This is a genomic window from Streptomyces megasporus, from assembly GCF_000718985.1.
Classification (GTDB): domain Bacteria; phylum Actinomycetota; class Actinomycetes; order Streptomycetales; family Streptomycetaceae; genus Streptomyces; species Streptomyces megasporus.
Map to the genome: position 1 here is coordinate 1 of NZ_JODL01000024.1, position 17,138 is coordinate 17,138.

Consider the following 17,138-nt stretch of genomic DNA (forward strand, 5'->3'; position numbering starts at 1 on the left):
GTGACGATGTCGGGGACGATGCCGGCCTCCTCGAAGGAGAAGAAGGCGCCGGTGCGGCCACAGCCCATCTGGATGTCGTCCACGATCAGCAGCATGTCCCAGCGCCGGCACAGCTCGGCCAGGGCGCGCAGCCACTCGGGGCGGGCCACGTTGATGCCGCCCTCGCCCTGCACGGTCTCCACGATCACCGCGGCCGGTCGACCGAGCCCGGACCCGCGGTCGCCCAACAACCGCTCGAACCAGAGGAAGTCCTCGACCTTGCCGTCGAAGTAGTTGTCGAAGGGCATCGGGGTGCTGTGCACCAGAGGGATGCCGGCGCCGGCCCGCTTGAAGGCGTTGCCGGTGACCGCCAGCGCGCCCAGCGACATGCCGTGGAAGGCGTTGGTGAACGACACCACCGTCTCGCGGCCCTTGACCTTGCGGGCCAGCTTCAGGGCCGCCTCGACGGCGTTGGCCCCGGTCGGGCCGGTGAACATCACCTTGTGGTCCAGCCCGCGCGGCACCAGGACCAGGTCGCGGAAGGTCTCCAGGAAGGCCCGCTTGGCCGTGGTGGACATGTCCAGACCGTGGACGACGCCGTCGCGCTCCAGGTAGTCCAGGAGCGCGCGTTTGAGGACCGCGTTGTTGTGGCCGTAGTTCAGCGATCCGGCGCCCGCGAAGAAGTCCAGGTAGACGTGGCCGTCCTCGTCGTACATGCGGCTGCCCTGGGCCCGGTCGAAGACGGTGGGCCAGCCGCGGCAGTAGCTGCGCACCTCCGACTCCAGGGCTTCGAAGACGGACGTCTCGGCTGGGATGGTGGTCATGGCGTGTCCTCCTCGGTGGGGGAGATCCCCTCCCGGACGGGTGGATCGCTCGCGGCCGTGGCACGGATCAGGGAAGCGGACCGATCCGATACAGCACCTCCGGGTCGTGGACGTCGGGGAAGAGCCCGCCGTCGAACAGCACCTCACGCCTCAGCGTGGCGCCCTGCCGGCGGGCGAAGACGGTGAACAGCCGGTCGGAGGCGGTGTTCATCGGCGTCACGGTGGTCTCCAGGTGCCGCACTCCCCGGGGCCGCAGCCGGACGACCAGGTGGTCCAGCATGGCCCCGGCCAGCCCCTGCCCCCGCCGGCTCTCGTCCACGGCGATCTGCCAGACGACGAGCGTGTCGGGACGTTCGGGCCGGACGTAGCCGGTGGTGAAGGCGACCGGATCGCCGCCGGCGCCGCGCGCCACCACGGAGGTGGCGGCGAAATCCCGGAACCACAGCAGATAGCTGTAGGAGGAGTTCAGGTCGAGGGCCCGGGAATCACGGGCGATGCGCCAGACGGCGGCGCCGTCCTCCACCCCGGGCGGTTCCAACATGATGTCCGTCTGCGTGGCCACGGAATTCACCTCCGCCGCGCTCGATGAACCGGTGTCCCGGCTCTTGTGCCGGGGCCGCCGGGCCGACCTTCCGGGGACGGGGATCGCGGTGGGGATCCCCACGCCGAACGGTCGGCCGTACGGGCGGACGCGGTGCTCTTCCCGTACGCCCGTGACGTTCTCGAACGAAGGTACGTTCGCCCTTTTCGGGCGGCCACCGGAAGGGTTTTCCTCACCGGCGGCGAGAACGGGAGAAATCCCGGAAACCGCTCCCGCTCCGGCCCTCTCCGTCCTCCTCGGGGATTCACCCGGACGGCGGACCTCCCGGCGCCGGGAGGTCCGGCCCGACGGAGTTCCCGCCGCTCTCGGGGGTACCCGCCCGGACCGCCCCGCACGGAGAGGACGAACCCCTCATGTCCGACCAGCCCGACCAGCCCGACCGGCCGGAGAACGACACCACTCGGAAACAGGACCGGAAACAGGACCGGAAGCGGACGCCGGCGAGGCCGATGGAGGAGGACCCGGCGGTGGAGCGGGCCTTCACCGACGACACCACCGCCACGCCCCTCACCACCGAGGACGAGGACGACCGCGGCCCCCTGGCGCCGAGCTTCCGGGAACCGGACGAGTCCGCCGGCCGGGACGAGCGGGACGGCGAGGACGACCGGGACGACCGGGGCTCGTCACGCTGAACGGCCCAAGACGGCCTGAGAAGCGCCGAGTTCGACGGCCACGGAGCCGGGAACACGGAACGCGTACACCTGTTCCCGTCGACGATCGAGGAGAGCCGCATGGCCGTCACGTTCCGCAAGAGCATCCGGATTCTGCCCGGGGTCCGGCTGAACCTCGCCCGCCGCTCCTGGTCGGTCACCCTGGGCGGCGGCAGGGGACCGCGTCGCACGATCAGTTCCACCGGCCGCCGCACCACCTCCATGAACCTCCCCGGCCCCTTCGGCTACCGGCGCAGCAGGAGCCGCAAGCGGCGGTGACGGGCTCGCCCCCAGCCCCCGGCCCCGCCGGTCGCGCGGCACTCTCAGGCGCCGACGGGCACGCGCAGGACCTGCCCGGGGACGAGCAAATCGGGGTCGTGGAGCTGCGGATTGGCCCGCACGAGCCACTCGTACAACCCGGCGTTGCCGTAGTGGAACCTGGCGACGGCCGACAGGGTCTCGCCGCGCGCCACCGTGTGCTCGCGGTAGCCGACGTAGCCCGGCACGATCCGCGGCCCGTGGATCACGGGGACGCTCACCACGTTGATCTCGCTGCCGTCCCCGGGGCTGACCTCGAAGATCTGCACGACGAGCCGGTCCAGTCGGAACGCCGCGCCACCGAGGTCCACCCGGACCTGGAACTGGGTGTGCTCGCCGGTCCCGCCCCCGATGTCGAATGCCCCGCCCACCTCGTCGTGGCCGTCCCCGACGCGGTACCGCAGATCGGCCTCGAACCCGGCTCCGACGCCGGCCACCAGCAGCGGATCGCCGACCAGGTCGAAGGCCCGTGGCTGGTCGATGCGGTTGGTCACGGAAACCTCCCGGAGGGACGTGCACGCCTCCCCTCACCCTGGGAGGCCGGGGACCGGCGGTCAAACGCACCGCCCCGAAGCGGGTGAAAACCCGCCGAACGCCTCCGGTCAGGCCCGTCCGGGCGGCCGAGCCGGCGCGCCGGGCGCCGGGGGAGGAGACTCCAGACCGGGCAGCGCCTCCTGCGCCACCTCCCAGCCCGTCGTCCTCGGAGCGGACCGCACCGCGAGCTTCCCGCGGCACTCCGGCCCCAGACCCCACAACCTGGCCTGCCGGTCCCGCAGCGGCCGGCCGCACAGCCGGCACCGGACGGGCGGGCGCTCCCTCGCCGGGGGTTCGGGACTGTCGGGCAGGGGAGAGGGCTCGGCCATGGCCACCAGGATGCCGGCGCGCCGAACACCACGAGAAGGACACCGCGAGAGGAACACGGACGTCGGGACCGCCGACTCCGCGCGGAACGGCCGTCGGCCGCGCCCACCCCACGGCGCGGCCGACGGCCCGCGGACGGCCCGGGCGGGCGTCCGCTGTGACCCGTGGCGATCTCAGAGGTCGAAGTACAGCTCGAACTCGTGCGGGTGCGGACGGAGCTGGATCGGGGCGATCTCGTTGGTGCGCTTGTAGTCGATCCAGGTCTCGATCAGGTCCTCGGTGAAGACGCCGCCCGCCTGCAGGTACTCGTTGTCCTCCTCCAGGGCGTCGAGGACGGCCGGGAGCGAGGTCGGCACCTGCTGAACGTTCGCGTGCTCCTCCGGGGCCAGCTCGTAGAGGTCCTTGTCGATCGGCTCGGCCGGCTCGATCTTGTTCTTGATGCCGTCCAGGCCGGCCATCAGCAGCGCGGAGAAGGCCAGGTACGGGTTGGAGGACGGGTCCGGGGCGCGGAACTCGACGCGCTTGGCCTTCGGGTTCGAGCCGGTGATCGGGATGCGCATCGCGGCGGAGCGGTTGCGCTGCGAGTACACCAGGTTCACCGGGGCCTCGAAGCCGGGCACCAGGCGGTGGTAGGAGTTCACCGTCGGGTTGGTGAAGGCCAGCAGCGACGGGGCGTGCCGGAGGATGCCGCCGATGTAGTACCGGGCGGTGTCCGACAGGCCCGCGTAGCCCTGCTCGTCGTAGAACAGCGGCTCGCCGCCCTGCCACAGCGACTGGTGGACGTGCATGCCCGAACCGTTGTCACCGAAGATCGGCTTCGGCATGAAGGTCGCGGTCTTGCCGTTGCGCCAGGCGACGTTCTTGATGATGTACTTGAACAGCATCAGGTCGTCGGCGGCGGCCAGCAGCGTGTTGAACTTGTAGTTGATCTCCGCCTGACCGGCGGTGCCGACCTCGTGGTGCTGGCGCTCGACCCGCAGACCGGCCCGCTCCAGCTCCAGCGACATCTCGGCGCGCAGGTCGGCGAAGTGGTCGACCGGCGGGGCCGGGAAGTAGCCGCCCTTGTAGCGGACCTTGTAGCCGCGGTTGTGCTCCACCGCGCCGGTGTTCCAGGCGCCCGCCTCGGAGTCGATGTGGTAGAAGGACTGGTTCGCACCGGTCTCGAAGCGGACGCTGTCGAAGACGTAGAACTCGGCCTCGGGGCCGAAGTAGGCGGTGTCGGCGATGCCGGAGGAGGTGAGGTACGCCTCGGCCTTCTTCGCCACGTTGCGCGGGTCGCGGCTGTACTGCTCGCCGGTGATCGGGTCGTGGATGAAGAAGTTGATGTTGAGCGTCTTGTCGCGCCGGAACGGGTCCAGACGGGCGGTGGACAGGTCCGGCAGCAGCGCCATGTCGGACTCGTGGATCGCCTGGAAGCCGCGGATCGAGGAACCGTCAAAGGCCTGCATCTCGTCCGGCTCGAAGGACGAGGCCGGGATCGTGAAGTGCTGCATGACGCCCGGCAGGTCGCAGAAGCGGATGTCGACGAATTTGACGTCGTTGTCCGCGATGTATTTCTTTGCCTCGTCGGCGTTCTGGAACATCCAAGTCCTCCTAGTCCCGCCGCGAGGGGACGGGTGGCAGCTCGAGTGGCGGTCCGGTGCGGTGTCCCACCGCGCTCGACGATAGGTTTGCCGGATTTCTCGGCCATGACCCGTTCGTTTCGGCGATGTTAACCAGGCGGACGCGAGGGGGAGGCCCGGCGGCGGGACGGGCACGTCCTCGCGCGGTCCGCCAACCCACCCGGATACCCCGCGCGGGCGCGCGTTACCGTGGTCGAGTGGACAACAGGCAAGCAATCGGATCGTGGCTCTCCGGCCCCCGCGCGGCGGCCGAGCAGATGGGCGCGGACTTCGGTTACCGCGGTGAGCGGCTGGGCCTGCCCGAGGAGGGGCCCGGTTCGATCGCCCCGCCCGGCCGGAGGATCGCCGCGATCTGCGTCGACTGGGGTCTGTGCCTCCTGATCGCCTACGGCCTGCTCACGGGCGGTGACTTCCGCTCGGCCGGGAACTGGGCGCTGCTGGTCTTCGTGGTGCTCGGCGTCCTCACCGTCGGCACGGTGGGGTTCACCCCGGGCAAGCGGCTGATGGGCCTGCGCGTGGTCTCGGTGAACGGGGGCCGGCTCACCCTGCCCCGGGCGGTCCTGCGCACGCTTCTGCTGGCGCTCGCCGTCCCGGCCCCGGCCCGGAACCCCTCGGTTCCGGGCCGCACGCCGTTCGTCGTGTACGCCTCAGCGGCGCGTCGGTCCCTTCGGCATCCGCATGCCCTTGGGCATCGGACCCTTGGGGATCGGCAGGTTGTTCATCAGGTCGCCCAGGGCCCGCAGCCGGTCGTTGACCTCCGTGACCTCGTGGCCCTGGAGCACGCGGGGCAGCTTGAGCAGCTTGGTGCGGAGCTTCTTCAGCTCCGTCTGCCCTTCGCCGGTGCCCACGATCACCTCGTGGACCGGGGCGCTGCCGACGATGCGCGCCATGCGCTTCTTCTCGGACGCCATCAGGCCGCGCAGCCGGTTGGAGTTGCCCTCGCCGACGAGCACGATGCCCGCCTTGCCGACCGCCCGGTGGATGACGTCCTGCTGGCGGTTCACGGCCACCGCCGGGGTGACCGTCCAGCCGCGGCCGATGTTCTCCAGCACGGCCGCCGCGGCCCCCGGCTGGCCCTCCATCTGGCTGAAAGCCGCCCGCTCGGCACGGCGCCCGAAGATGATCGCCATCGCGAGGAAGGCCAGGAGGAAGCCCAGGATGCCCAGGTAGATCGGGTGACCGATCCAGAAGCCGATCGCGAGGAGAACACCGAAGGTGACGATGCCCACGCCCGCGATGACGAAGCCGACCTTCTTGTCGACGCGCCGGGTCATCTTGTAGGTCAGGGCGATCTGCTTGAGCCGCCCTGGGGAATTCTCGGTAGTTTCCTTCCTCGCCATACGGCGAAGTCTACGTCGCCCGCCGCGGCCGGGTCGCCGCGGCCTCCAGCACGGCCGCGGCCTCGCCGCGCGCCCGTGCCCGGCGGCGATCCTCCAGGACCGCCGCCCAGGCGTTGCGGCGTGCCGTCCGCTGCCCACCGGGCAGCAGCAGCCTTTCCAGTCTCTCCAGAACCCGCAGAGTCGTGTTCATCGAGGATTCCCTTGGGGTGACGGGCCTCGTGTGGCGTCCGATGTGAGCGATCCGCGCTCACATCGTCACCGTTCGGTGTTACCGAAGGATGACACAACGGTCAAAGGCATCGGAAAGATCCGGCCGCGGGAGAGTGAACGGATGGAGAGTCCACGTCAGGCCGCGGTGGCGCCCCGGCGCTCGATCGCCTGCTGGTACAGCCGGCCGGCGCGGTAGGAGGAACGGACCAGCGGGCCGGACATGACGCCGGCGAAGCCGATCTCCTCCGCCTCCTCCTTCAGCTCCACGAACTCCTGCGGCTTCACCCAGCGCTCCACCGGGTGGTGCCGGGGCGAGGGCCGCAGGTACTGGGTGATGGTGATCAGCTCGCAACCCGCCTCGTGGAGGTCGAGCAGGGCCTGGCTCACCTCCTCGCGGGTCTCGCCCATCCCCAGGATCAGGTTGGACTTGGTGACCAGACCGGCCTCGCGGGCCCGGGTGATCACCTCCAGGGAGCGCTCGTAGCGGAAGGCCGGGCGGATGCGCTTGAAGATCCGCGGGACCGTCTCGACGTTGTGCGCCAACACCTCGGGGCGCGAGGAGAAGACCTCGGCGAGCTGCTCGGGCACCGCGTTGAAGTCGGGGATCAGCAGCTCGACGCCCGTGCCGGGCACCGCGGCGTGGATCTGGCGGACGGTCTCGGCGTACAGCCAGGCGCCGCCGTCGGGCAGGTCGTCACGGGCGACGCCGGTGATCGTGGCGTACCGCAGCTCCATCTGCTTCACGGACTCGGCCACGCGGCGCGGCTCGTCGCGGTCGAGCTCGGCGGGCTTGCCGGTGTCGATCTGGCAGAAGTCGCAGCGCCGGGTGCACTGCTCGCCCCCGATGAGGAAGGTCGCCTCGCGGTCCTCCCAGCACTCGAAGATGTTGGGGCAGCCCGCCTCCTGGCAGACCGTGTGCAGTCCCTCGCGCTTGACCAGTGACTGCAGAGCGTTGTACTCGGGGCCCATTTTCGCCCGGGTCTTGATCCACTCGGGCTTGCGCTCGATGGGGGTCTGGCTGTTCCGGACCTCCAGGCGCAGCAGCTTCCTACCGTCGGGTGCGACAGCGGACACGTCCGGCACTCCCCTTTTGTTGGTCATGGCCTTCGATTCCTCGGCACGCACAAGCGTACGCCTCCGCTTGTCCGGATCAGACGGCGCGGGGGAGCGGCTCCGCGGACTCCAGCACCGCGCGCAGGTGCTTCTCCATCACGGGCAGCACCTCCGCGACCGTCACCGTCCTGCCCAACTCCCGCGAGAGCGAGGTGACACCGGCGTCCCGGATGCCGCACGGCACGATGCGGTCGAACCAGGTGGTGTCCGAGTCGCAGGTGAGGGCGAAGCCGTGCATGGTGACGCCCTTGGCGACGCGGATGCCGATGGCGCCGAGCTTGCGGTCCTCGCCGCGCAGACCGGCGTTGGAGGGGGCGTACTCCGGGCCCCTCAGCCGCGGGTCGTACTCCTCGTCCTCGTCCTCCGGCGAGGAGGGGGCCCGGCCGTGGAGTCCGGGGGCCAGGTCCAGGTCCAGCGCGCCCAGGTCGGGCCGCTCCACCGGGTCCCCCAGCACCCACACCCCGCTGCGGCCCTCGATCCGGGTCGTCTCCAGGCCGAACTCGGCGCAGGTGCGGATCATGGCCTCCTCCAGCCGCCGCACGTGGGCGATGACGTCCACCGGTTGCGGCAGCTTGAGGATCGGGTAGCCGACGAGCTGGCCGGGACCGTGCCAGGTGATCTTGCCGCCGCGGTCCACGTCCACCACGGGCGTGCCGTCCAGCGGACGCTCGCTGTCCTCGGTGCGGCGTCCGGCGGTGTAGACCGGCCGGTGCTCCAGCAGCAGACAGGTGTCGGGGATCTCGTCGGCCAGACGAGCCGCGTGGACCTCGCGCTGCCTCCGCCACGCCTCCAGATACTCCACGGCGTCGTCGCCGAAGCCCAGATGCACAAAGCGCAGCTCGCTCACGCGGCCCCTCCTCGGGTCGGCGCGGGTCTCTCCCACGTCCCGGCAGCCACTGTACGGCGCGGTGGGGCGGGAGCGACGGACGGCCGGGTTCCGCTTCCGCCTCACACGTACGGATGAAACCTGGGCGCAGACCCGCGGAGGAGCCGTCCGGCCCGCTACATTCGCGCCGTTCCGGCAGGGCGCCCCGGCGTCTGTCGTAGGGAAAGCCGTGAGGCAGGAGACCGCAAAGCCGATGTCGACGGAACGACCTGGGAAGGCTTCCCAGCGCACCCCCAACCGCCAGCTCGCAGCCCTCATCGCCGAGGCCGGGTTCTCCAACGCCGGTCTCGCCCGACGGGTCGACCAACTCGGGTTGGAGCACGGGCTGGACCTCCGCTACGACAAGACCTCGGTGACGCGCTGGCTGCGCGGCCAGCAGCCGCGCGGCACGACCCCCGCGCTGATCGCCGAGGTCTTCACCCGTCGCCTGGGCCGCAGATTCACCGCCCAGGACCTGGGGCTGGACGCCTGCGCCCCGGTGTACGCCGGGCTGGAGTTCGCGGCCACCCCCGGCGAGGCGGTGGACATCGTCGGCGGGCTGTGGCGCAAGGACACCGGCAGCCACGCCGAACTGCGGAAGATCGCCTTCACCCCCGCCGGGCTGGTCGTGCCCAGCCGGGACTGGCTGATCGGCCGCCCCGACGAGCGCGTCGCGCGCGGCGAGCCCGCGCCGGATACCCCGCGGGTGCCCCCACAGGGCCGGGGGCCCGCCGCCGTGCCGCCGCCCCGCTCGGGTCGGACGGCCCGAGCCGAGCGGGTCGAGCGCGGCCCCGGCCAGAGGGTGACCGCCGGGGACGTCGCCGCGCTGCGTTCGGTCGGCGAACTGTTCCGCACGCTCGACCACGCCTACGGCGGCGGGCACGCCCGGCAGGCGCTGGTGCGCTACCTGGAGCACGAGGCCGAGCCGATGCTGCGCGGGACGTACGGGGAGCAGACCGGGCGCCGGCTGTTCGCGGCGGTGGCCGACCTGACCCGCCTGGCGGGATGGACGGCGTACGACATCGCGGCGCACGGGCTGGCGCAGCGCTACTTCGTCCAGGCGCTGCGGCTGTCCCAGGCCGCGGGCGACCGGGCGTACGGCAGCTACGTCCTGGCGACGATGAGCCGGCAGGCGGTGTACCTGGGGCACGGCCGGGAGGCGGTGCAACTGGCTCGGGTCGCCCAGCAGGGCGTGGGCTCCACGGTGCCCCCGGTCGTCCAGGCGCTGCTCCACGCGGTGGAGGCGCGCGGACACGGCGTGCTGGGGGAGGTGCGGGCCTGCACGGCGTCGCTGGCCCGCGCCGAGAGGGCGCTGGAGCAGGCGAGGCCGGGCGACGAGGCGCCGCACTGGGCGCGGTTCTTCGACGAGGCGCAGCTCGCCGACGAGTTCGGCCACTGCCACCGGGACCTCCAGCAGTACCGTTCGGCGGCCCAGCACGCGGAGCGCTCCCTGCAACTGCGGGGCGCGGGCTACGTCCGCAGCCGGCTGTTCTGCAGGGTGGTGCTGGCCACGGCCCGGCTGGGGCTGGGCGACGTGGAGCAGGCGTGCGCCCTGGCCGCGGAGGCGGCGCAGCAGGCGGCGGAGATGCGGTCGGTGCGGGCGCACGAGTACGTCAAGGACTTCGAGCGCCGGCTGGAGCCCTACCGGGACGCGATGCCGGTGCGCGCCTACCGGGAGCGTGTGGCCGCCCTGAGCTGACCGCGTCCGACCGCGCCGCCGCGCGGGGTCACGCGGGGTCAGGCGGGGTCAGGCGACGGCGGGCAGCGCGCGGCCCTCGTCCTCCGGGAACGGGCTGATGCCGAAGTCGCGGCGGATCGCGTCCGCGGCGCGACGGGCCGAGCGCAGGGCGCCGGGCGGTCCGGAGGTGTCGCGGTGGTCGCCGCAGACGTACAGGCCGTCCAGGACGCGCACGGGACGCCACGGATCGTGCGGGGCGGGCATCGCGGGGACGGCTCGCGCGTCGTGGTGGGCGCCCAGCAGCCCCCAACGTCGGGTGGGGACCCCGTACAACACGGCGAGCTGGGCACGGGCCGCCCGGTCCAGCTCGCCGACCGGTTCGGCCGCGGCGGCACCGAGCACCACCGAGGTGACCAGCGTGCCGCCCGGTCGGGCACGCGAGGGATCGACGGCACTGGTGACCATGGTGTAGGCCACCGGACCGCGTCGGTCGGCGTCGATCAGCAGGTGGGGCAGCGGTTGGGGGTCGGTCGCCGGGGTCCGTCCGTCCACCGCGTGGTGCAGCACGGTGACCGGGTGGAAGTCCGGCACCCGCAGGCCCGGCAGCAGCTCCGCGGCGTCGTGCGCGCCGGTGGCGATGAGCACCGCGCGGCAGCGGACCGTTCCGTGGTCGCGCGTCACCACGGCGTTCGTGGCCACCGAGACCGCGCGCACCCCGGTGCGGACGGTGCCCGGCGGCAGGCTCGCGGCCAGCAGTTCGGGCACCGTCGCCGCGCCGCCCGCCGGCAGGCACAGGCCGCCGCGGGCGAAGCCGCGCAGCACCAGGTCGCCGACCCGGCTGGAGGTCGTCAGGCCCGGATCGCACAGGAGCGCGCCGAGCAGGGGCCGCAGCAGGCCCTCGACCGTGCGGGACGGGACGCCGCGGGCGCTCAGGGCCTGGGCGACGGACAGCTCGGGCCGGGCCCGCAGCCGTTCCACGGGGGTCGCGGCGAGCCGGGCGAGCTGCGCGCGCAGCCGCGCCAGGTCCAGGGTGTCGCTCAGGGGACGCCGGGCACCGGCCAGGGCGCTCGCCGCGGCACGGGCGCCCGTTCCCGCGCCCGCCCTTCCGCCCCGAATGTTCCGCGGCGCGCGGGGTGGCCCGATCCGCAGCCCGCGGTCGCCGCTGTGGATCAGCACCCCGGAGGTGAAGGGACGCAGGGAGAGCCGCTCCAGGCCGGGGCAGCGGCCCGCCTCGGGCCAGTCGGAGAGGAGCGGCCGGCCGCCCCGGTCCAGCCGGTAGCCGTCCACCTCCTCGGTGGCCATCCGGCCGCCGACCGCCTCGGCCGCCTCCAGGACGGTGACCCGCAGCCCGACGGCGGTCAGGTGGTGCGCGGCGGCCAGCCCCGCCAGGCCCGCTCCGATGACGGCGACGTCGGCGGTGTCCCGGCCGGGACTCGGACGGAGTGCGCTGCCGAGCATGGGCCCTCCCCATGGTTGACGCGTCGGCGCGAGGTGCGCGTCCGGGAGGTTCCTGCCCGCCGAGGGCGCCTTCGATTCGCGCACCGGTTCGACAGTAGGGGGCCTTGAGAGCGCCGGCAGCGCGCATGGACCGGGCGTGGTCGCACAACGGGCGCACAGGGAGGCGCGTGGGGCGCGTGGCGGTTGTGCACGGGCGTGTGCCGGGCGTACGCGCCGCCCGCCGGATGTGGCGCGGGCCGGATGCGGCGCGGGGCCGGGATCAGCGCAGGGCCGCCCGGATGGCGTCCTCGATACCGGGGAAGGCGAACGTGAACCCGGACTCCAGCAGCCGCCGCGGCAGCACCCGTTGACTGCCGAGCACGTCCACGGAGAACTCGCCGAGCACCGTTCGCAGCACGGGCGCGGGCACCGTGAGGAGCGCCGGGCGGTGCAGCACCCGCCCCATCGCGGCGGCCACCTCGCGCTGGGTGACCGGCTCGGGCGCGGTGAGGTTGACGGGCCCGGACAACTCCTCGGTCTCCAACAGGTGCCGCAGCGCGGCGATGTGGTCGTGCAGCGCGATGTGGCTCCAGTACTGGCGACCGCTGCCCAGCCGCCCGCCGAGCCCGGCCTTGAAGACGGGGAACAGCCGCCCCCACGCGCCGCCGTGCCGGGCCACCACCAGACCGGTGCGGGCGTACACCGTCCGGATTCCCGCCTCCTCGGCCGCCGCGGCGGCCTCCTCCCACTCCTGGCAGACGTCCGCGAGGAAACCGTCGCCGGGCGGGGCGCTCTCGTCCACGGCACGGTCGCCGGTGTCGCCGTAGTACCCGACGGCGGTGCCGACCACCAGCGTCCGCGGCCGGGTGTCGAGCGACGCGACGGCCTCGGCGATCGCCGCCGTGCCCAGGACCCGGCTGTCGCGGATCGTCCGCTTGTACTCCCGCGTCCACCGTCTGTCCCCGACGCCCGCGCCCGCCAGGTGCACCACGGCCTCGCAGCCGACGAGCCCGGCGGTGTCCACGTACTGCCGTACCGGATCCCACTCCACCTCGTCGCCGGCGCGGGCCGGACGGCGTACCAGGCGTACGACGTCGTGGCCGTACGCGCGCAGGGAGGTGACGAGGGCCCGGCCGATGAGACCGGACGAACCGGTGACAGCGATGCGCATGGGGCCATCCTGATGGACGCCGCGCCCGATGGCGAGGCACAGTGACCGCATGTCAGCACAGCCCGTCATACGAGCCGCCACGGTCGACGACGGAGCGGCCCTGGGGGAGCTCGACCGGCGCGTCTGGTCGCCGCTGCACGCGGTGACCCCCCGACCCCGGCCGCCCTACGACCCGTTCTTCGACTCCACCCACCGTCCCTGGCAGTTCCTCGTCGCCGAACTGGACGGAGAGCTCGTGGGCTACGTCCGACTGGTGCGGCCCACCCCGCTCGCCTGCAACGCCCACGTCCGCCAGATCCAGGGACTCGCGGTGGACGACCGGGCGCGCGGCAGGGGAGTGGGCCGGGCGCTGCTGCGGGCGGCGATGGACGAGGCGCGACGGCAGGGAGCCTCCCGGATCACCCTGCGGGTACTGGGCCGCAACGCGCCCGCGCGGGCCCTCTACGCCTCGGAGGGCTTCGCGGTGGAGGGCGTGCTGCCCGGGGAGTTCCTGCTGGAGGACGGTTACGCGGACGACGTCCTGATGGGGCGCTCCCTGACGCCCCTCACCCCTCCGGCTCCCTGACCCGCCGCGCGGCGGCCCGGTGGGAACCCCGCCCGGGGCCGGCCGGGAAACCCGTCCGGCCGTCCGGAAACCCGCCGGAAAACCCGACAGAGGATGTCGGGTATCGCCGGCAGCGTGCCCGTCGTACCGATCCGAAGGAGGAGCACGCACGTGAGCACAGCACCGGCGGGAACGGACCTGACGGGCAGGGTGGCCCTGGTGGCGGGGGCGACGCGGGGCGCGGGCCGGGCGATCGCCGTGGAACTGGGGCGGGCGGGCGCGACGGTGTACGTCACCGGCCGCACCACCCGGGAGAGCGTCAGCGAGGTGAACCGCCCGACCGAGACCATCGAGGAGACCGCCGAACTGGTCACGGCGGCCGGGGGCACCGGCGTCGCCGTGCCGACCGACCACCTCGAACCGGAGCGGGTACGCGCCCTGGTGGAGCGGATCGACCGCGACCACGGCCGGCTCGACGTCCTGGTCAACGACGTTTGGGGCGGCGACCACCTGCTCGACTTCGACACCAAGGTGTGGGAGGTGGAGCTGGAGAAGGGGCTGCGGATGCTGCGCCTCGGTGTCGAGACCCACCTCGTCACCAGCCACTTCGCGCTGCCCCTGCTGATCCGGCGGCCGGGCGGCCTGGTGGTGGAGGTCACCGACGGCACCGCCGAGTACAACGGTCCCCGGTACCGCGGCAACCTCTTCTTCGACCTGACCAAGAACGCCCCGATCCGGATGGCCTTCGGCCTCGCCGAGGAACTGCGGGAGCACGGCTGCTCGGCGGTCTGTGTCTCGCCGGGCTTCCTGCGGTCGGAGGAGATGCTCGACCACTTCGGGGTGACCGAGGAGAACTGGCGCGACGCCGTCGCCAAGGAGCCGCACTTCGCCATCGCCGAGTCGCCCGTCTACATCGGTCGGGCGGTCGCGGCGCTGGCCCGCGACCCCGAACGGGCGCGCTGGAACGGGCAGTCGCTCTCCAGCGGGCAACTCGCACACGAGTACGGCTTCACGGACGCGGACGGTTCGCGGCCCGACGGCTGGCGCTACTTCATCGAGGTCGTCCACGGCGGCAAGCGGGCGAGCGTCGAGGAGTACCGCTAGGGCCGGTGGGCCCGCCGGGTCACCGGTAGAGAGCTGCCGTGCGCTCGGCCGCCTCCGCCATGCGCTCCCGCAGCTCCGGCGGGCCCAGCACCTCGCACTCCGGGCCGAGGGAGAGCAGTTGGGTGTAGGCGACGTCCCACGACTCCACGGGCAGGGTGACGGTGGTCCGCCCCTGCCCGTCGGTCTCCCCCCGCGCCAGCGCCTCCTCGGCCGCCGCCCGGTCGGTGACGTACCGCAGCGCGCGCGTCCCGGCCTCCGTCAGCCGCAGTACCACGCTCTCCCGCAGGATCGAGCGGGCGAAGGCGGCGGAGCGCTCTTCCCAGAAACCGGGCAGGTCGAAGCCCTCGTCCCGCGTGAAGCCCTGGTCGAGGGGGACGACCGAGACGAAGCGGTCCACCCGGTAGACGCGGTGGTCGTCCCCCGCGCGGGCCACGAGGTACCAGACGCCCGCCTTGAGGACCAGGCCGTACGGCTCCAGCGTCCGCTCCACCTCGCCGTCCCGGCGGCGGTAGCGCACGGCCAGGCACCGGTCGTCCCACACGGCGTCGGCGATCGCCGGCAGTTCCTCCGGGGTCGTGGGCGGCTGCCACCAGCCGGGGGCGTCCAGGTGGAAGCGCTGTGCCGCGCTGTGCGGGGCGTCGGCCAGCTCGGGCGTGAGCGCCGCCGCCACCTTCAGCCGGGCCGCCGACGCCGCGTCCTCCAATCCCATGTCGCGCAGCGCGGCCGGCACCCCGGACAGGAACAGCGCCTCCGCCTCGTCGCGTCCGAGCCCCGTCAACCGGGTGCGGTAGCCGCCGACCAGCCGGTACCCGCCGGTCCGGCCGCGGTCCGCGTAGACGGGGATGCCGGCCTCCGACAGGGCCAGCACGTCACGGGCCACCGTCCGCTCGGAGACCTCCAACCGCTCCGCCAGCTCGGCGGCGGTCATCGACCGCCGGTTCTGGAGCAGGAGCACCATCTTGATCAGCCGCGCGGCGCGCATGGGAGCGTCCTCCTGGTTGACCGGACGATGTGAGGGAACTCACATCCCGGTAGGGGTGCACGGTGTCGGGCGCTGTTACCGTGCTGTCCATTTGCAAGAAAGCAAGTCAAGGACTGTTGCATATGGCCACTCAACCCCGCGCCCGCGAACAGTGGGGGACCCGTGCGGGTTTCCTGATGGCGGCGATCGGTTCAGCCATCGGGCTCGGCAACATCTGGCGCTTCCCATCCGAAGCGTACAAAAACGGTGGCGGAGCGTTTCTGCTGCCGTATCTGATCGCCTTGCTGACGGCGGGGCTCCCGCTGCTGATCCTCGAATACACCATCGGCCGCCGGTACCGTAAATCGCCGCCGGCCGCCTACCGCCGGATGTCCGGCCCGGCGCAGGTGATCGGCTGGTGGCAGGTGGCGATCTGCTTCGTCATCGCCACCTACTACGCCGTGATCCTGGCCTGGGCCGTCCGGTACGTGGGGTTCTCCGTCGGTGAACAGTGGGGGGACGATCCGGACGCCTTCTTCTTCGGCGACTTCCTGCGCGCCGCCGAGCAGCCGGGCTGGATCTCCTCCTACGTCGGCGGGGTCTTCTGGCCGCTGGTGCTCATCTGGATCGCCGTGCTGGCGATCCTGGCCCTCGGTGTGCGGCGCGGCATCGAGGTGGCGAACAAGATCTTCATCCCGCTGCTCGTGGTGTTCTTCGCCGCCCTGGTGATCCGGGCGGTCACCCTGGAGGGCGCCGCCACCGGTCTGAACGCCCTGTTCACGCCCGACTGGGGCGCCCTGACCCAGGGCAGTGTCTGGGTCGCGGCCTACGGGCAGATCTTCTTCTCCCTCTCGATCGGCTTCGGCATCATGATCACGTACGCGTCGTACCTGCGGCGCCGCGCCGATCTCACCGGCTCCGCGCTGGTGGCCGGTTTCGCCAACAGCTCCTTCGAGATCCTGGCGGGCATCGGCGTCTTCGCCACGCTCGGCTTCCTCTCGGTGAGCAGCGGAACCCCGGTGGAGGAGACCGTCACCAGCGGTATCGGGCTGGCCTTCGTGGCCTTCCCGGCGGTCATCTCCAGCATGCCGCTGGGCGGCCTGTTCGGAGTGCTGTTCTTCGGCTCCCTGGTGATCGCCGGTCTGACCTCGCTCATCAGCATCGTGGAGGTGGTGGTCGCCGCGGTGCAGGACCGTACCGGCATCGGGCGCGTCCCGGTGGTGCTCGGGGTCGGCGGGCTGGTGGCCCTGGTCTCCATCCTGGTCTACCCGACCGACGGCGGACTGTACCTGCTGGACGCCGCCGACCACTTCATCAACCAGTACGGCATCGCGCTGGCGGCCCTGGTCGCCCTGATCGTCGTGGTGTGGGTGCTGCGCAAGCTGCCCGTGCTCCAGAAGGACGCGGACGCCACCTCGGCGATCCGGCTGGGCGCGTGGTGGCGGGTGGCCCTCGGTGTGGTCACCCCGCTGGTGCTGGGCTGGATGATGATCGACAGTCTGCGCACGGAGTTCGACGAGAACTACGCGGGCTACTCGACCGGGTTCGTGTTCTGGGCGGGATGGGCGGTGGCCCTGGGCGCACTGGCCTTCGGTGTGCTGGCCTCCCTGATCCCCTGGAAGCGCGACGCGGAGCTGGTCGGCGTGGAACCCGAGGCGGCGCCCGACGCACCGGTTGAAGGGAAGCACTGATGTCCACGAGTGCCATCGTGATGATGATCATTTCCATCGTCGTCGTGTGGGGCGGCATGGTCGCGGCGATCCTCAAGCTCCGCGGCCACCCCGACCCCGACGTGCCGGAGTCCGGCCCCGTGGCGGGGGAGGGCCACTGACACCACCGATCGGTCGCTGACGCGCCGCC

Annotated in this window: 19 protein-coding genes and 1 pseudogene; 8 read left to right on the forward strand and 12 right to left on the reverse strand. The window is 72.4% G+C overall.

Translation table 11 applies throughout. From position 1 onward, the window contains the following. Together IF47_RS0119280 and ectA are read right to left on the reverse strand one after the other, a co-directional pair. The coding region (locus tag IF47_RS0119280) for a diaminobutyrate--2-oxoglutarate transaminase (protein ID WP_031510107.1) at nt 1–803 on the reverse strand (803 nt) is incomplete at its 3' end. Nucleotides 804–870: 67 nt separating this feature from the next. Beyond that, nucleotides 871–1,344 carry a diaminobutyrate acetyltransferase gene (gene ectA, locus IF47_RS0119285; RefSeq protein WP_031510108.1) on the reverse strand — a complete coding sequence of 158 codons (474 nt, stop codon included), beginning with the start codon at nt 1,342–1,344 and terminating at the stop codon, nt 871–873. A 413-nt stretch (nt 1,345–1,757) separates the two neighbouring features. On the opposite strand from ectA, the gene IF47_RS0119290 reads away from it, so the two are divergent. Together IF47_RS0119290 and IF47_RS0119295 are read left to right on the forward strand one after the other, a co-directional pair. Next, complete coding sequence (locus IF47_RS0119290; RefSeq protein WP_031510109.1) at nt 1,758–2,036, forward strand: hypothetical protein; 279 nt, start codon at nt 1,758–1,760, stop codon at nt 2,034–2,036. 99 nt (nt 2,037–2,135) lie between these two features. Beyond that, nucleotides 2,136–2,333: a DUF4236 domain-containing protein gene (locus IF47_RS0119295; protein ID WP_031510110.1), complete on the forward strand. Its 198-nt coding sequence runs from the start codon at nt 2,136–2,138 to the stop codon at nt 2,331–2,333. Between the two features lie 44 nt (nt 2,334–2,377). Here IF47_RS0119295 and IF47_RS0119300 read toward each other — a convergent pair whose 3' ends face one another. The 3 genes from IF47_RS0119300 to glnA all read right to left on the reverse strand — a co-directional run bounded on the left by IF47_RS0119300 (nt 2,378) and on the right by glnA (nt 4,816). Further along, nucleotides 2,378–2,866, reverse strand: a complete 489-nt coding sequence (locus tag IF47_RS0119300) for a LysM peptidoglycan-binding domain-containing protein (RefSeq protein WP_031510111.1) — start codon at nt 2,864–2,866, stop codon at nt 2,378–2,380. 108 nt (nt 2,867–2,974) lie between these two features. Further along, nucleotides 2,975–3,235: a DUF6011 domain-containing protein gene (locus IF47_RS29645; protein WP_078591991.1), complete on the reverse strand. Its 261-nt coding sequence runs from the start codon at nt 3,233–3,235 to the stop codon at nt 2,975–2,977. Nucleotides 3,236–3,406: 171 nt separating this feature from the next. Continuing rightward, nucleotides 3,407–4,816, reverse strand: coding sequence for a type I glutamate--ammonia ligase (gene glnA, locus IF47_RS0119305; protein ID WP_031510112.1), 1,410 nt, complete (start codon nt 4,814–4,816; stop codon nt 3,407–3,409). Nucleotides 4,817–5,052: 236 nt separating this feature from the next. Between glnA and IF47_RS29650 the strand changes: the two are divergent. Further along, nucleotides 5,053–5,451, forward strand: a pseudogene (locus IF47_RS29650) (RDD family protein); the annotation flags it as partial. Nucleotides 5,452–5,502: 51 nt separating this feature from the next. Here IF47_RS29650 and IF47_RS0119315 read toward each other — a convergent pair. The 4 genes from IF47_RS0119315 to lipB all read right to left on the reverse strand — a co-directional run bounded on the left by IF47_RS0119315 (nt 5,503) and on the right by lipB (nt 8,365). Beyond that, nucleotides 5,503–6,195 (reverse strand): DUF4191 domain-containing protein, encoded by a 693-nt coding sequence (locus IF47_RS0119315; protein WP_031510114.1) that lies wholly within the window; start codon nt 6,193–6,195, stop codon nt 5,503–5,505. 10 nt (nt 6,196–6,205) lie between these two features. After that, on the reverse strand, nt 6,206–6,385 hold the full coding sequence (locus IF47_RS0119320) for a hypothetical protein (protein WP_031510115.1): 180 nt from the start codon (nt 6,383–6,385) through the stop codon (nt 6,206–6,208). A gap of 155 nt (nt 6,386–6,540) precedes the next feature. Then, complete coding sequence (lipA, locus tag IF47_RS0119325) at nt 6,541–7,479, reverse strand: lipoyl synthase (protein WP_031510116.1); 939 nt, start codon at nt 7,477–7,479, stop codon at nt 6,541–6,543. Nucleotides 7,480–7,555: 76 nt separating this feature from the next. Next, nucleotides 7,556–8,365 (reverse strand): lipoyl(octanoyl) transferase LipB, encoded by an 810-nt coding sequence (gene lipB / locus IF47_RS0119330; RefSeq protein ID WP_031510117.1) that lies wholly within the window; start codon nt 8,363–8,365, stop codon nt 7,556–7,558. Nucleotides 8,366–8,597: 232 nt separating this feature from the next. Here lipB and IF47_RS0119335 point away from each other — a divergent pair, with 232 nt between their 5' ends. Continuing rightward, nucleotides 8,598–10,082, forward strand: coding sequence for an NsdA family TPR-like regulatory protein (locus IF47_RS0119335; protein ID WP_031510118.1), 1,485 nt, complete (start codon nt 8,598–8,600; stop codon nt 10,080–10,082). A 48-nt stretch (nt 10,083–10,130) separates the two neighbouring features. On the opposite strand, the gene IF47_RS0119340 is transcribed toward IF47_RS0119335, so the two are convergent. Both IF47_RS0119340 and IF47_RS0119345 read right to left on the reverse strand, forming a co-directional pair. Then, entirely contained in the window at nt 10,131–11,519 is a 1,389-nt protein-coding gene (locus tag IF47_RS0119340) for an FAD-dependent oxidoreductase (protein ID WP_031510119.1), read from the reverse strand. Between the two features lie 259 nt (nt 11,520–11,778). Then, nucleotides 11,779–12,669: a TIGR01777 family oxidoreductase gene (locus tag IF47_RS0119345; RefSeq protein ID WP_031510121.1), complete on the reverse strand. Its 891-nt coding sequence runs from the start codon at nt 12,667–12,669 to the stop codon at nt 11,779–11,781. Between the two features lie 49 nt (nt 12,670–12,718). Between IF47_RS0119345 and IF47_RS0119350 the strand changes: the two genes are divergently transcribed. Continuing rightward, on the forward strand, nt 12,719–13,234 hold the full coding sequence (locus IF47_RS0119350; protein WP_031510122.1) for a GNAT family N-acetyltransferase: 516 nt from the start codon (nt 12,719–12,721) through the stop codon (nt 13,232–13,234). Nucleotides 13,235–13,384: 150 nt separating this feature from the next. Further along, a complete protein-coding gene (locus IF47_RS0119355) occupies nt 13,385–14,317 on the forward strand; it encodes an SDR family oxidoreductase (protein WP_031510123.1) in 933 nt (310 codons plus the stop codon). Between the two features lie 19 nt (nt 14,318–14,336). Here the strand turns inward: IF47_RS0119355 and IF47_RS0119360 are convergent, their stop codons facing one another. Beyond that, nucleotides 14,337–15,299, reverse strand: a complete 963-nt coding sequence (locus IF47_RS0119360; protein WP_031510124.1) for a helix-turn-helix transcriptional regulator — start codon at nt 15,297–15,299, stop codon at nt 14,337–14,339. A gap of 122 nt (nt 15,300–15,421) precedes the next feature. Between IF47_RS0119360 and IF47_RS0119365 the strand changes: the two genes are divergently transcribed. Further along, a complete protein-coding gene (locus tag IF47_RS0119365) occupies nt 15,422–16,969 on the forward strand; it encodes a sodium-dependent transporter (protein WP_031510125.1) in 1,548 nt (515 codons plus the stop codon). Further along, the gene (locus IF47_RS29655) at nt 16,969–17,109 is read left to right on the forward strand and encodes a methionine/alanine import family NSS transporter small subunit (RefSeq protein ID WP_078591979.1); all 141 of its coding nucleotides are present in this window, start codon (nt 16,969–16,971) and stop codon (nt 17,107–17,109) included. Before IF47_RS0119365 ends, IF47_RS29655 begins: the two co-directional genes overlap by 1 nt. Nucleotides 17,110–17,138 lie beyond the last annotated feature (29 nt).

Bases quoted from the DNA above. Each gene is read 5' to 3' on its own strand.
- IF47_RS0119350 (WP_031510122.1), top strand. From the start codon at position 12,719: ATGTCAGCACAGCCCGTCATACGAGCCGCCACGGTCGACGACGGAGCG.
- IF47_RS29655 (WP_078591979.1), top strand. From the start codon at position 16,969: ATGTCCACGAGTGCCATCGTGATGATGATCATTTCCATCGTCGTCGTG.
- IF47_RS0119335 (WP_031510118.1), top strand. From the start codon at position 8,598: ATGTCGACGGAACGACCTGGGAAGGCTTCCCAGCGCACCCCCAACCGC.
- glnA (WP_031510112.1), bottom strand. From the start codon at position 4,816: ATGTTCCAGAACGCCGACGAGGCAAAGAAATACATCGCGGACAACGAC.
- IF47_RS0119365 (WP_031510125.1), top strand. From the start codon at position 15,422: ATGGCCACTCAACCCCGCGCCCGCGAACAGTGGGGGACCCGTGCGGGT.
- IF47_RS0119290 (WP_031510109.1), top strand. From the start codon at position 1,758: ATGTCCGACCAGCCCGACCAGCCCGACCGGCCGGAGAACGACACCACT.
- ectA (WP_031510108.1), bottom strand. From the start codon at position 1,344: ATGTTGGAACCGCCCGGGGTGGAGGACGGCGCCGCCGTCTGGCGCATC.
- IF47_RS0119295 (WP_031510110.1), top strand. From the start codon at position 2,136: ATGGCCGTCACGTTCCGCAAGAGCATCCGGATTCTGCCCGGGGTCCGG.
- IF47_RS0119360 (WP_031510124.1), bottom strand. From the start codon at position 15,299: ATGCGCGCCGCGCGGCTGATCAAGATGGTGCTCCTGCTCCAGAACCGG.
- IF47_RS0119340 (WP_031510119.1), bottom strand. From the start codon at position 11,519: ATGCTCGGCAGCGCACTCCGTCCGAGTCCCGGCCGGGACACCGCCGAC.
- IF47_RS0119320 (WP_031510115.1), bottom strand. From the start codon at position 6,385: ATGAACACGACTCTGCGGGTTCTGGAGAGACTGGAAAGGCTGCTGCTG.
- IF47_RS0119315 (WP_031510114.1), bottom strand. From the start codon at position 6,195: ATGGCGAGGAAGGAAACTACCGAGAATTCCCCAGGGCGGCTCAAGCAG.
- IF47_RS29645 (WP_078591991.1), bottom strand. From the start codon at position 3,235: ATGGCCGAGCCCTCTCCCCTGCCCGACAGTCCCGAACCCCCGGCGAGG.
- IF47_RS0119345 (WP_031510121.1), bottom strand. From the start codon at position 12,669: ATGCGCATCGCTGTCACCGGTTCGTCCGGTCTCATCGGCCGGGCCCTC.